Raw genomic sequence first — 13,178 nt, forward strand, 5'->3', positions numbered from 1 at the left:
CGTGGATGAGCTCAACCGAGCCTTTAACAACCAGCCCGCCAGCGGCTACGTTCCCCAGATCCACGTCTCCACCAAGGAAAACACGACGGCCACCGATGCCTGGGACCCGGAAGGTTACCAGGACGCGTACCGCAAAATCTGGGGCAAGTAGTTCGGCCGCAAGATCCCACTCAAGTACACCCGGGCGCCCGCCCACGAACCAAGGTTGAAATTGAACAACGATCACAACCCCCAGGCCCCTGCCCCGGCGAAGAGCACGGCCATTGCGCGCAGTGCCGGCTTCGTCGGGCTGGGGCTGATGGGTGCCCCCATGGCCGGTAACCTTCTCAAAGCCGGGTGGTCGGTGACGGCATGGAACCGTTCGAGCGCCGCCGCCGAGGACTTTGTAGGCTTGGGTGGAGCCCGCGCCCGAAAAGTCGCGGACCTTCGGAACGAGCCGGTGATCATCTTTATGCTCCCGGACCTCTCCTACATCGAGGACGCCGCCGCCGGGCTCCTGGCCGAGTGGCGTATGACGCCGCCCCGGCCGGGGACCCTGGTGGCCGTCATGAGCAGCGTTTCCCCGGTGGCCGTCCAGGCCTTCGGCCGTGCCGTTGCCGAAGCCAGCGGCGGAAACGCCGTCGTGCTGGATGTGCCGGTGAGCGGAGGAACTGAAGGGGCACAGCGGGGAACGCTTGCCATCATGGCCGGCGGACCGAAGGAGCACTTCGAGCGGCTCCTGCCGGTCCTCGAGGCGATGGGCACCACGGTCCGGCGCCTTGGCGAACTCGGGGCAGGGTCCCTGGCCAAAGCCTGTAACCAGCTCATCGTGGGAATCACGACGGCGGCGCTTGCCGAGGCAGCTGAGCTCGCCGAACGCTCCGGCATGGACGTTGAGTCTCTCTTCGAGGTGCTTTCGGGCGGATTGGCCGGCAGCCGTGTGCTGGATTTCGTCGGACCACGGATGGCGGCCAAGGACTACGCGCCTACCGGCCCGGCGAAGTTCATGCACAAGGACCTTTCCTTCGTGCTGGAAAGCGCCGCGGCGGTGGGCGCCGCCGTGCCCATGGCATCCGCCGGGGCCGAGCTCTACGGCAAACTCAAGGACCAAGGCCTGGGGGACCTGGACCTGGCCGTTGTACGGCAGACCATCGCAAACCTCAGCGATCCCAAGGTCACCGCCGCCCGTATGACCGCCACCGTGCAGGGGACAGCCCGATGAATTCGCTTTTTGACCTGACCGGGCGCATCGCCCTGGTCACGGGTTCCAGCCGGGGGATCGGCAACGCGCTGGCGCGGGCGCTGGCTGATGCCGGTGCCACGGTGGTGCTCAACGGCATCAACCCCGAGCGGCTCAAGGCCGCCGAGGCAGCCATGGCGGCCGACTACCCGCCGGGGCGGGTGCACAGCTGCGCCTTCGACGTCACGAAAGACACCGGGGCCGCCCGCGGCGTCGCCTGGGTGGAGGAAAACGTGGGACCGCTGGAAATCCTGGTGAACAACGCGGGCATCCAGCACCGCGTGCCCATGCTGGAGCTGGAAGTCAGCGACTGGGAACGGGTGATCAAAACCGATCTCACCAGCGCGTTCCTCGTAGGCCGGGAAGCGGCCCGGCACATGATTCCGCGCGGACACGGCAAGATCATCAACATCTGCTCGGTGCAGACCGACCTCGCTCGCCCCACCATCGCCCCGTACGTTGCGGCCAAGGGCGGGCTCCGGAACCTGACCCGGGCCATGACCGCGGAATGGGCAGCCTCGGGCCTGCAGATCAACGGCATTGCACCGGGCTACATCCACACCGAAATGACCCAGAACCTGGTGGACGATGAGCAGTTCAACTCCTGGATCCTCGGCCGGACCCCGGCGCACCGGTGGGGGACAGTGCAGGACCTGGCCGGCCCGGCGGTGTGGCTCGCATCCGATGGTTCCAATTTCGTCAACGGCCAGACCATTTTCATCGACGGCGGAATGACGGTGGTGGTCTGATGTCGGCAGTTTCAGCCCTTCCCGCGTCCGGCCCGGCCGTCGTCGCGCACGCCGCCGGCGACCTGCGCATCGAAGACGTCCCGCTGGCGGCACCCGCGGCGGACCAGGCCGTCGTTGAGGTCGTGTACGGCGGGATCTGCGGTTCGGACCTGCACTACTGGCTGCACGGCGCGGCCGGGGAATCGATCCTGAAGGCGCCCATGGTCCTGGGCCATGAGATCGTCGGCGTCGTGGCGCAGGCCGCCGCCGACGGTACCGGCCCCGCAGCCGGCACCCCCGTCGCCGTCCACCCCGCCACGCCGGGTCCCGGCGCCGCCCGGTATCCCGAAGACCGGCCCAACCTGTCGCCGGGCTGCACTTATCTGGGGAGCGCCGCCCGCTTCCCGCACACCGACGGCGCCTTCAGCCGCTACGCCGTCCTGCCTGCCCGGATGCTCCGGCCGCTGCCCGAAAGCCTCAGACTGCGGACCGCCGCCCTGGCGGAACCGGCCGCCGTTGCCTGGCATGCCGTGGCCCGCGCCGGAGACGTCAAGGGCAAGACGGCGCTGGTGATCGGCAGCGGTCCCATCGGCGCCCTGGCGGTGGCGGTCCTCAAGCGCGCGGGTGCCCAACGGATTGTTGCCGTGGACATGCACCCGAAACCGCTGGAGATCGCCCGGGCCGTCGGCGCCCACGAGGTCCTCAAAGCCGACGACGCCGAGGCCATAGCCGCGGTGGAGGCGGACGTGGTCATCGAATCCTCCGGCAGCCACCACGGCCTTGCTTCCGCGATCAAAGGAATCGTCCGCGGCGGCAAAGTGGTGATGGTGGGCCTGCTGCCCTCCGGACCCCAGCCCGTCCTGATCTCCCTGGCCATCACCCGCGAGCTGGAACTCCTTGGTTCCTTCCGCTTCAACAGTGAAATCGACGAGGTCATCGCGGCTCTCGCGGACGGCACACTGTTCGTGGACCCCGTGGTCACGCACGACTTCCCGCTGGAACGCGGTCTCGAGGCCTTTGAAATGGCCAGGAATTCAGCGGAATCCGGAAAGGTCCTGCTGGACTTCAGGCCGACCGGTTCAGGACTTGTGCTGCACCACTCCGCCGACGAGCCGGCCTCATGACAGCGGCAACCCGCCCCATGCTGGTGATGGGCGTTTCGGGCAGCGGCAAGAGTGTCCTGGGGCAAGCCCTGGGACACAGCCTTGGGATCCCCTTCGTCGACGCCGATGACCTCCATCCGGCATCCAACAAAGCGCGTATGGCCGCTGGCATCCCGCTGACCGACACGGACAGGATGCCCTGGCTGGGCGATGTCGCCAAAACGATTGCCGGCCGCCTCAGCCTGGGGCATCCAACTGTGGTGGCATGCTCCGCACTGAAGCGGGTGTACCGCGATCTGATTAGAACCTACGTCCCGGACCTGCTCGTTATCTACCTGGAGGGATCCCAGGAAACGATCCAATCACGGCTGTCGGAGCGTCAGCATGAATACATGCCAGCGAGCCTCCTGGCGTCTCAAATCGCCGATTTGGAACCCCCGGATGCCGACGAGGCGCACATCAGGATCTCCCTGGACATCCCCGTGGAAGCGGCTGCGGACCTCATCCTACGGACACTGCACGTACCGGTTGTCGCCACTGCGCAGCAGTAGGGCGAACTTCGGCGAGGGGCCAACCAAGCAAACCTGACCAAAGACAACATCACGGCGGAGGGATCGATGGGACGCCAGGAGGAGGAACTGCACGACGAGCTCCTGGTCCGGGTTGCAACGCGATATTTCCGCCATGGCATGCTCCAGCACGACATCGCTGAGGCGGAACACCTTTCCCGGCCAAGCGTCTCGCGTCTCCTTGCCGAAGCCCGGGACCGCGGTGTGGTCCAGTTCAGGATCGGACGACCGGTGGACCGCGCACACGGGCTGGAATTGTCCCTGCTCCGGGGGTCGCTCCTGCGGAAGTGTGTGGTGGCGACCGGAAAGCACCGGTCGCTCTACGGAGCGGAAAGCAGAATCGGATATGTCGCCGCGCGGTACCTGGAATCACAGCTGCCCCACGTGCGCCAGCTGGGCGTAGCTTCGAGCCGGTCATTGTCGGGTGTGGTGGCTGCCCTGGCCTCAGCCCGTCGTCCGGATCTCACCGTAGTTGATCTCCTAGGTTGTCTTCCCAGCGACAGATCGGGTGAAGACAACCGCGCCCACACGGCGAGGGCGGTGGCAGGACGGCTTGGCGCAACGTTCCGTGCCCTTCCGGCGGCGTTCGTCTACAGGTCCGAATCCGCCCGAAGCGCGGCCCTGGCGTCTGCCCATGTGCGGCGAGCCCTGGACCTGGGGCCGCTGAGCGACATGGCGGTGGTTGGCATCGGGTCCATGCAGCGCTTCGATGGGACGGGCCTCTATAGTCCGGTGCCCCGCCAGGACCTGGCACGCCTGGCCGAGGACGGTGCTGTGGGTCATTTGTGCGGACACTTCATCCGGGCGGACGGATCGCGGATCCACAACGACTCGGTGCCCCTCCTGCTTGGAATCGGCGCCGACGAACTCCGACAGATCCCTCGCAGAATCGCCGTAGCAGCCGGCCAGCACAAAGTGGTTCCCATTGCCGCTGCCATCAGCGGTGGCCTCATCTCGGAGCTTGTCACGGATGAGGCCACCGCCTCCGGCTTGCTGTCGTTTCTGCAACGCTGAGGGCCCTGCTTACGCCCTCAGGACACGGCGAGCCACAGCAAAGAGGCAATGGTCGCCGTCACGCACCCCATGATGGTTACGCCCACGGTCCAGGTTTTGAGCATCACCTGTTCACCGATGCCGAAGTACCGGGACAAGACCCAGAACCCGGCGTCGTTGAAGTTGGACAAGCACATGCCACCCGCCGATACCCCCACGGCCAGCAGCGCCAGCTGACTGGGATTCAGGCTCGTCGTGTCGAAGGACTGCGCTAGCAGCACCGCAACAAAGGTGACTGCCGCCGTCGTCGTTCCCAGCGTTGCCCGCAGAATCGCGGCGAGTACAAAGCCGAACAGCACCAGCGGAAGGTGAATGTCCGCGAGGGTGTCCAGAAGCTGCTTGCCCACGCCGGACGCGCCGATGATGGAACCGAACGCAACGCCGCCGCCGGTCGAGACCAGGATTTCGCCCACCGGTTTCATGCCCTGCATGCCGAAGAACGAGATGCTCTCCCCGCGCCGGACTCTGGGCGTCAGCAGCAGTCCGTAGGCACAAAAAACGGTGATGGTGAGCGCCAGCCAGGGAGTACCAAGGAATGCCAGGATGTCGAGTACCGTCTGGGCAGGTCCGCCGATTTGCAGGGAGCCGGCGAGGGTCTGGATGAGGATCAGCACAATGGGGAGCAGCAGGACGAACAACAGTGTCCCGACGGCGGGGCGCTCGTGCCCTTCCAGCGAGGTCAAGGTGGTGGACCGGGCAGGCGCAGCGACGACGGTGCTTGACGTACCACCGCTGCCTCCCGGCTCCTCGAAAGCGGGATCCCCCGCGGCAGCCGGCGTCGTGCCGTCTGAAGTCCCACCGGCGGTGGGGCTGCCGCCGTCGTACGCTGCGTCAAGATCAAGGGTGCCGTTGCCGGTCAGTTTCCTCGCCGCCCATTGCGAATAGAGGAAGGCGATACCGGCTCCGGGCAGCATCGCGAGCAGCCCGTACATTATCAGGAGCCCGAAGTTCACATTCAGCGCCGTGGCAATGGCTACCGCTCCCGGGTGTGGCGGAACGATGGAATGCATGCCCAGGACGGCGATCGCCATGGGGATGGCGAAGAAGATAATGGATTTCCTGGACTGCCGGGCGACGGCGATGGTGACGGGCGCCAGGAGAATCACGCCGGTGTCGAAGAAGATGGTGCTGCCCACCAGGAGTCCGCACATGGTCATCGCCAGAGGGCCGCGTTTGTTTCCGATGCGCTGGAGCATCTTTTCGCCCAGCACTTCGCTGCCGCCTGAGCGGCGGATGATTTCGCCAATCACACACCCCAGGGCGATCAGCGGCACCATGTGGCCCAGCTGCTTCCCCATGGCAGGTTCCATAACGGCGAAGATGCCGGTCTTCGGATCGATGAGCGGCACGCCCATGGCCAGGGCTAGGCCGACGGCGACAACCGTCATGGTGATAAAGGGGTGGATCTTGAGCTTCACAATCATGAAAAACAGGACAACGATGCTGAGGACCACCATCGTCATGGAATACCAGATCGGGTACATATCGCTCCTTCGCGACAACAGGCAGTGACGGCCGGCGGCTGTGCCGCCCGTCATTGAATAAGGTTTCGGGCCGACCCCGATCCAACCCGTCACGGATGCGCCGGTCAATCAATCCGCGTGAACCTGAACATCCGTTCCAAAACCTGGAAAATTGGGCTCTCCTGACTTATCCGTGGGCTAATTTCGGCCCGGGAGCACCGGTTTGTGACCGCCGAGGCTGAGCATGGCCAGGGCGATGAGGGCCTCGGGTGATTTGAAGCCGAAGGCGATGCGGGTGATGAGTCTGATCTTGGTGTTCATGGATTCGATGCGTCCGTTGGAGAGCCCGTGCTCGATCGCTGCGAGGATGGATTCCCGGTGTTTGACGATGCTCTTTTGCAGTTTCACGAACGATGGAATGCGGCACCGGCGCGCCCAGGCAACCCATTTGTCGAGCGCTTCTCCGGCTTCGTCGTAGGGCAGTTTGAAGACCGTGCGCAGCCCTTCCTTGAGGTAGTACGCCCGGCCGAGTCCGGGGTCGGTCTGCACGATCCAGGCGAGCTTGGCCTGCTGCTTTTCGGTGAGGTTCTCCGGGTTCTTCCACAGCGCATAGCGCGAGTTCTTCACCCCGGCGGCAAGAGTGCTGTGGGGCCTGGCCGGGGCGTCTTTGGACGGGCGTCCCCGGCCTCGTTTGGCCTCTCCGGTCCGGGCCGCCCGGCGGGCGTCGTTCCACGCGCCCCGGCGGACCTCGTCGAGGGCTTCGGTGGCCCATTTGACGACGTGGAACGGGTCGGCACACCTGATGGCGGCGGGACACCGGGCGGCCACGACAGCGGCGATCCAGTCGGCGCCATCCGCGGAAACATGCGTGATCCCGGCGCACCGTTCTTCTCCGAGGGCATCGAAGAACGTGCCCAGGGTGGCCTTGTCCCGGCCAACGGCGGCCCAGACCAGCCTGCCGCTGTCATGGTCCACCACGACGGTCAGGTACTTGTGCCCGCGCTTGTAGGAGATCTCATCGATACCGATCCGGACCAGGTTGGCGAAGGGGTCGTAAGTGGCCGCCGTGTCCTCCCAGACCCGGGTGATGATCGCCCCGACGGTCCGCCAGGCAATGCGCATCAGCGCGGTGATCGCGGTCTTGGATGTCTGGGTGGCAAGCCAGGCGACCTGCGCATCGAAATGATGGGTGTGTCCGGCCTGATGCCTGGCCCACGGGACGGCGGCCACGGTGACGCCGTGTTCACGGCACCGGATCCTCGGGGCGTCGGCCTCCACCTGGACCTGGACCGTGCCGGCATCCAGGGAACGCCAGCGCCGGCGGCCGTGCCCCTGGTCGTATTTCGGACACCTGCGCCGGCAGATGCCGCAGCGGTTCCGGACCGATCCAGTCGGGCGGACCGAGGCGACCAGGACCCCGGCTTCGTCATCAAAATCGATGGCTTCGACGACTGTTTTCTCGACACCGAGCAGAGTTCGCCATAGTCTTGCATTTCGCACGCCGTTTTCCCGCTCTAATAGTTTCTGTTCCTTAGACAGTCAGAAACCTAGACAGGAAACGGCGTGCGGCCGTTAAGGCGCTCCGAAAACACCCACAGTTACGTCAGGAGAGCCGAAAATTGGGCTGTTTCTGTTCGGGTCCGCTGCTGGGAAACCAATACTGGAGGTTCGATTGCCACGCCACTCACCGCCGAGTGGCTGAAGAAAGGGTTGCATTATGCGTCAAGACCAAGTCGCGAAGTCACGCACTAACGAACTTCCGGCACGCACCATGCGCATGCACCATGTATGCCTGGTTGTGTCCGACATTGCCGCCACACGGGACTTCTACGTCAACGTCCTCGGGTTCGAGGAAATCCACCGGCCCACGGATTTTGTTTTCCATGGTGCCTATTTCCAGAATGGCAACGTGGAAGTGCACGTAGTCCGCGAAACCGAACCCGGCAGGCTTTCCCGGCGTGATCCCGGCTGGGGCGCTGAAGAGTTGCGCACGGGCCTGTGCCACCACTTCGCAGTGCTGGTGGATTCGTTCGAACCGTTCCTCGCAGCGATGCGCGAACGCGGACTCGAGCGGGTGGGCGGACCACGCGTCCGCGACGATTACGTGGAGCAGATCTACATTGCCGATCCCGACGGCCACGTCATCGAGCTTTTGTACCAGCACACTCCGGAGTCCGGCCACGCGCGGCGCATGGAAATTTTCGATCTGGGGATCGCTGTTCCCGTCGCTCCCGGGCACCACGTCCTCGATCCGCGGGTCAAGTATGGGCTGCACTGCGCCGGATGAGTACTGCCTGATGGCGCAACTTTCACTGTGGTGACCTTCGCAGTACTTCCTGCACGACGGCGTCCACGCCTGCACGACGTCCGTGCTGAGCCCGCACCCGAGCCCGACGGGCTTAGTCTATTTCCCCATGGCCAAGCTGAGTATATTTGGCACCAATGGCTGCGCCGTCGGAACCCAGTTGTTAGGGGCAACTTAGGCCCAGCGTGTGAACATTTGGGAAGCGAGGAGTAGGTGTCTCACGCAATTCCGCCGGGGGCCAGCCCGCGTCTGTACAACGAAGACCTGGCACCCGCCGAGCATCGCACATGGGGTTTCTATTCGCTGTTTGCGATGTGGATGTCCGACATTCACTCGCTCGGCGGTTATACGTTTGCCGCTGGCCTCTTCGCGTTGGGCCTCGGTGCTTGGCAGGTGTTCCTTGCGCTGGTAGCAGGGATTGCCGTTGTTTTTGTCCTGATGAACTTCTCCGGATACGCAGGCCAGAAGACAGGAGTTCCCTACCCCGTCCTCGCCCGGATTTCGTTTGGCACCTTCGGCGCCAACCTGCCCGCCCTGATTCGTGCCTTCGTCGCGATTGCCTGGTACGGCATCCAGACATGGCTTGCCTCTCGCGCCGTCATTGTCATCGCCCTGAGGATCTGGCCTGAACTGCAAGGCCTGACCGGGAACAACTTCCTGGGCGAGTCCACCTTGGGCTGGCTGGCCTTCCTGTTGATGTGGTCGCTCCAGCTCCTTCTGCTTCGAAACGGCATGGAGACAATCCGGAAGTTTCAGGACTGGGCCGGGCCGGCCGTCTGGGCGGTGATGGGCCTGTTGGTCGTGTACATCCTGATCAATGCGGGATGGAATATTTCCCTCGACCTGCCGGGGGGAAAAGCGGAATGGGGGTCACACATGCTTTCTTCGCCGCCGTGGCGCTGACGGTGACGTACTTCTCCACCCTGATGCTCAACTTCTGCGACTTCTCCCGGTTCGCGCCATCCCGTAAAGCAGTGCGCACGGCGAACCTGTGGGGGCTGCCGGTGAACTTCATCGCCTTCTCCGTGGTCTCCGTCGTCGTCACCGCCGGAACGTTCAAGGTATATGGGGAGTACATCTACGATCCGGTTGAGATCGTTGGGCGGATCGACAGCATCTGGGCGCTTCTGCTGGGCGCCGTCACCTTCGCAGTAGCAACGCTGGGGATCAATGTCGTGGCAAACTTCGTCTCGCCGGCCTACGACCTTTCGAATGTCTGGCCCTCTCGGATCGATTTCAAGCGCGGCGGCCTGATCGCCGCAATGATCGCACTGATCATTACGCCCTGGAACCTGTTCAACAGCCCGGTGGTGATCAACCTATTCCTCGGAGGGCTCGGAGCGCTGCTCGGGCCGCTGTTCGGGATCATTATGGTTGACTATTATGTGCTCCGCCGGCAGCGCGTGCTGGTTCGAGACCTGTTCAGGGAACAGGGGTACTACACGTACACAGGTGGCTGGAACCAGAAAGCGGTCATCTCGTTTCTCGTCTCGGCCGTCCCGGCCGTGGTCTTCGGCCTGCTTCCGGTATTTGGCGCCTTCTCGGCGTTCTCCTGGTTCATCGGAGCAATCGTGGCGGCCGCGGTGCATTATTTCATCTCGCGCAACGACACGAGTCTGGCCGAATCGATCACTGCAGCTGCCACCGAAGAAACAGATCCGGGCGGCGCACCGTGGACGCAGGTTCCCCAGACACGCTGAGCCAGGGGACTGGGCTCGCATCCTTCTTCGGTGTCGGTGGCCTGATTCGCGCATAGTTCTTCCTAATTGGAATCCGGTGTATGCCCCAGAGCACGGCTCGGGGCATACACCGCAGTGCTGATTTAGCCTACAAGGGCACGGGTGTGGTCGTTAAGGAATATTCCGCGCGGGTCGAACTCCCGGCGTATTTGGATGAAGGTGTCAAGTTCCGGGTAGAGACGTTCCAGGCGGTTCCTTGTCATGAAGTGGATCTTGCCCCAGTGGGCTCGCGGCTCGAATTCCTGCAGCAGCGCGTCAGCGTCCCGGAAGAAGGGCCAGTAGTCAGTTCCAGGCTCGGTTGTCAGGGTGATGACGGTTGTGTCCCGTCCCTGGAACTGGGACATGTAGCCTTCATCGGCTTTAACCCAACGGACCTCAACGGGGTACTTCTGGGCGGAATGCTTGGTGCGGATGAGCTCCTGGACAGCCTCGACAGCGGCCAGGCCGTGCTCGCTGGGAACGAAGTACTCGAGTTCATGGAACGGTGTGGTAAATCCGCCCGGGTAGATGCGGTAGGACCGGTCCAGCCGGGCGCCCTCCGTGCGCGAGATCTCACGCTCGTCCTGGACCTGGGCGATGTTGTACCGCTTGGTGTAACTGCGGTCCGCCATGCTCTGGCCGGGCGCTCCGGGAAGGTCCAGGAGTTCGCATGAACCGTCTTCCGGGCACCAGAGGAACGAGTAATGCCTGTTCGTATCGATGTCGGCTTGCCACGTTGCCGCGGTCTCTGACCAGGTGGGATACGTAATCTCCTCCTGCAGGTAATAGCGGTCCTCCACCGCCAGCTCGACCTCCAGGAAAACTCCGAGCGTCCCCAAAGCGACCTGCGCCGCCCTGAGTTCGCGGAGCTGCCCTTCGCCGATTTCGACGATTTCGCCGTACCCGCTGATCAGCTTGACCCAACGAAGGCTTGACGAAAAGCTGCCCAGATCCTTGCCGGAGCCGTGAGTGCTGGTTGAGAGTGCTCCGGCGATCTGCTGCTTGTCGATGTCGCCCTGGTTGGCGAGGGCCAGTCCCTGCTCCCACAGCGGATCGCCGAAGGTGCTGATGGTGGTGCCCGCCAGGGCCCTGACGCGACGCCGGTCCTTGTCAGTTCCGGTGATGGCTGAGAGCGCCGACATGTCCATCAGGACGCCGCCAGTCTGAACCAGCGGGGAGGACGAATGTCCTGAGCCGACCGCCCGCACAGGGAGGCCTTCGCGGATGGCGAAACGGACGGCGTCGAGCGCTTCCTGTTCAGTCCGCGGCCGCACGGTGAAAGCGGGCGTGGCGCTCTGGTTTCCGCCCCAGTTGGTCCACGTTACGTCCGTCCCGAAGGGAGCGGACGGGGTTGCGGCGCGTGCCAGCGCTGCGTTGCTGGGAAGGTTCGTTGTGGTCATAGCTGAGCTCCGATGCCGGTCTGAACGCTCACGCGCTGTGGTTGATCATGACGTGCTTGGTACGGGAGTAGTCGTCCAAGGCGTAGAGCGAGAGGTCGCGACCGTAACCGGATCCCTTGAAACCGCCCCACGGTACCTCGCAGGCCAGCACCAGGTGCGAATTGACCCAGACGGTGCCGAAATCGAGCCGCTTTGGAACGTTCAGGGCGAGGCTCGAATCCCGAGTCCACACTGAGGCAGAAAGGCCGTAGGGGCTCTCGTTTGCCCGGGTAACGGCTTCTTCAGTGGAAGTGAAGGTCTCGACCGTGACTACGGGACCAAAGATTTCGTGGGTAGCTATCGGTGCCCCTGCCGGCACACGGCTGATGACTGTGGGCTCGATGAAGTAGCCGGGGCCTTCCAAAGCCGAACCACCGATGGCCACGTTCAGGCCGGCAGCCTTCGCCTCGGACAGGGATTCCTTCACGCGTTCGAAGTGCGGGCGCGAGATCATGGGACCGATTTCGACGTCGTCGCCCGCCTGCGGGGCTCCCACCACCAGCGTGCTGACTTCGCGCACGAGGTGCTCGGTGAACTCCTCAGCCACTGACTCGTGCACCAGCACGCGGCAGGCAGCGCCACAGTCCTGGCCGGCATTCCAGAAGCCGGCATTGCGCACCCCGGCGGCGGCCGCGCGGAGGTCAGCGTCAGGAAAGACAACAACGGGAGCCTTGCCGCCAAGTTCCAGATGGACGCGTTTGACCGATTTGGCCGCGGTCTCCGCAACGGCCTGTCCGCTCACGACGCTCCCGGTCAGGGCAACGAGGGCAACATCAGGATGTTCCGCGAGCCGCTGTCCGACGGTTCGGCCTTGTCCCGTCACAACGTTGAGAATCCCGTCGGGAATGCGTCCGGCCACGAGTTCTGCGAGCTTCAGCGTGGACAGTGGCGTCTGCTCGGAAGGTTTCAGGACGATGCTGTTTCCTGCAGCCAGGATGGGTGCGATCTTCCAGGCGGCCATCAGCAGCGGGTAATTCCACGGGGTGATGACGCCGACGACACCCACGGGTTCCCTGAGAATGACCGACGTGTGCCCGGTTGCGTAGTCACCCCCTGCCATGGACGTCAAGGTGCGGGAAGCTCCGGCCATGAAACGGAACGTATCGATGGTGCTTGAGACGTCGTCCTCCGCGACGGTTCGCGGTTTACCGGTGTTGGCTGACTCGATGAGTTCGAAGGCTTCCCGGTTGGCTTCGATGATGTTGGCGATCAGGTTCAGCACCTCGGAGCGTTCCTTCGGGGTGGTGGCGCCCCAGGACTTCTGGGCCGCCACGGCGGCTGCAACAGCAACATCAACATCGGCGGCTGTGCCGGCCTGCACGGACGCGATGACCCGCTCAGTGGTGGGGTCTACGACGTCGATGAGTTGGGTGGAGGACCCTGGAACGAACGATCCTCCAATGAAGTGTCCGCTGGGCGGCAGTATGCCTGCCGGGCTGTGATCCTCGGAGGTGTGATCTACGGGGGAGCGGCGGACAGTGAACTGTTCGGTGTTAGTGAGTGTCATGATGTTTCGCCTTTGCTTTCTGCGCCGGTCGCGGCGTCGGGGGTGTACGTGGGGTGCGGGCCGTTAGCCCGTGG

The 13,178-nt window shown here is 64.1% G+C and carries 13 protein-coding genes; 9 read left to right on the forward strand and 4 right to left on the reverse strand.

All coding sequences use genetic code 11. The annotated features are described in order from the left end of the window. Position 1 precedes the first annotated feature (1 nt). The 6 genes from FCN77_RS26330 to FCN77_RS12240 all read left to right on the forward strand — a co-directional run bounded on the left by FCN77_RS26330 (position 2) and on the right by FCN77_RS12240 (position 4,633). The gene (locus FCN77_RS26330) at positions 2-151 is read left to right on the forward strand and encodes a hypothetical protein (protein ID WP_217496291.1); all 150 of its coding nucleotides are present in this window, start codon (positions 2-4) and stop codon (positions 149-151) included. Positions 152-298: 147 nt separating this feature from the next. Further along, positions 299-1,201 (forward strand): NAD(P)-dependent oxidoreductase, encoded by a 903-nt coding sequence (locus FCN77_RS12220; RefSeq protein WP_137324756.1) that lies wholly within the window; start codon positions 299-301, stop codon positions 1,199-1,201. Then, the gene (locus tag FCN77_RS12225; protein WP_137322475.1) at positions 1,198-1,968 is read left to right on the forward strand and encodes an SDR family oxidoreductase; all 771 of its coding nucleotides are present in this window, start codon (positions 1,198-1,200) and stop codon (positions 1,966-1,968) included. The genes FCN77_RS12220 and FCN77_RS12225 overlap by 4 nt, the downstream gene beginning before the upstream one ends. After that, positions 1,968-3,071, forward strand: coding sequence for an L-idonate 5-dehydrogenase (locus tag FCN77_RS12230; RefSeq protein WP_137322476.1), 1,104 nt, complete (start codon positions 1,968-1,970; stop codon positions 3,069-3,071). Before FCN77_RS12225 ends, FCN77_RS12230 begins: the two co-directional genes overlap by 1 nt. Next, entirely contained in the window at positions 3,068-3,601 is a 534-nt protein-coding gene (locus tag FCN77_RS12235) for a gluconokinase (RefSeq protein ID WP_254678973.1), read from the forward strand. The genes FCN77_RS12230 and FCN77_RS12235 overlap by 4 nt, the downstream gene beginning before the upstream one ends. A 66-nt stretch (positions 3,602-3,667) precedes the next feature. Beyond that, the gene (locus FCN77_RS12240) at positions 3,668-4,633 is read left to right on the forward strand and encodes a sugar-binding transcriptional regulator (RefSeq protein ID WP_137322477.1); all 966 of its coding nucleotides are present in this window, start codon (positions 3,668-3,670) and stop codon (positions 4,631-4,633) included. Positions 4,634-4,650: 17 nt separating this feature from the next. On the opposite strand, the gene FCN77_RS12245 is transcribed toward FCN77_RS12240, so the two are convergent. Together FCN77_RS12245 and FCN77_RS12250 are read right to left on the reverse strand one after the other, a co-directional pair. Next, a complete protein-coding gene (locus tag FCN77_RS12245) occupies positions 4,651-6,156 on the reverse strand; it encodes a GntP family permease (protein WP_175417243.1) in 1,506 nt (501 codons plus the stop codon). Positions 6,157-6,333: 177 nt separating this feature from the next. Further along, positions 6,334-7,635 (reverse strand): ISL3 family transposase, encoded by a 1,302-nt coding sequence (locus FCN77_RS12250; RefSeq protein ID WP_137322105.1) that lies wholly within the window; start codon positions 7,633-7,635, stop codon positions 6,334-6,336. 217 nt (positions 7,636-7,852) lie between these two features. Between FCN77_RS12250 and FCN77_RS12255 the strand changes: the two genes are divergently transcribed. The 3 genes from FCN77_RS12255 to FCN77_RS26340 all read left to right on the forward strand — a co-directional run bounded on the left by FCN77_RS12255 (position 7,853) and on the right by FCN77_RS26340 (position 10,140). Then, positions 7,853-8,422, forward strand: coding sequence for a VOC family protein (locus FCN77_RS12255; RefSeq protein ID WP_137322479.1), 570 nt, complete (start codon positions 7,853-7,855; stop codon positions 8,420-8,422). A 330-nt stretch (positions 8,423-8,752) separates the two neighbouring features. Then, complete coding sequence (locus tag FCN77_RS26335) at positions 8,753-9,343, forward strand: cytosine permease (RefSeq protein ID WP_254678974.1); 591 nt, start codon at positions 8,753-8,755, stop codon at positions 9,341-9,343. Continuing rightward, a complete protein-coding gene (locus tag FCN77_RS26340) occupies positions 9,304-10,140 on the forward strand; it encodes a cytosine permease (protein ID WP_217496293.1) in 837 nt (278 codons plus the stop codon). The genes FCN77_RS26335 and FCN77_RS26340 overlap by 40 nt, the downstream gene beginning before the upstream one ends. A 122-nt stretch (positions 10,141-10,262) precedes the next feature. On the opposite strand, the gene FCN77_RS12265 is transcribed toward FCN77_RS26340, so the two are convergent. Continuing rightward, positions 10,263-11,558, reverse strand: coding sequence for a D-arabinono-1,4-lactone oxidase (locus FCN77_RS12265; RefSeq protein ID WP_137322480.1), 1,296 nt, complete (start codon positions 11,556-11,558; stop codon positions 10,263-10,265). Between the two features lie 28 nt (positions 11,559-11,586). Beyond that, a complete protein-coding gene (locus tag FCN77_RS12270) occupies positions 11,587-13,104 on the reverse strand; it encodes an aminobutyraldehyde dehydrogenase (RefSeq protein WP_254678975.1) in 1,518 nt (505 codons plus the stop codon). Positions 13,105-13,178: the final 74 nt, after the last annotated feature.

Source organism: Arthrobacter sp. 24S4-2 (genome assembly GCF_005280255.1).
Classification (GTDB): Bacteria; Actinomycetota; Actinomycetes; order Actinomycetales; family Micrococcaceae; genus Arthrobacter.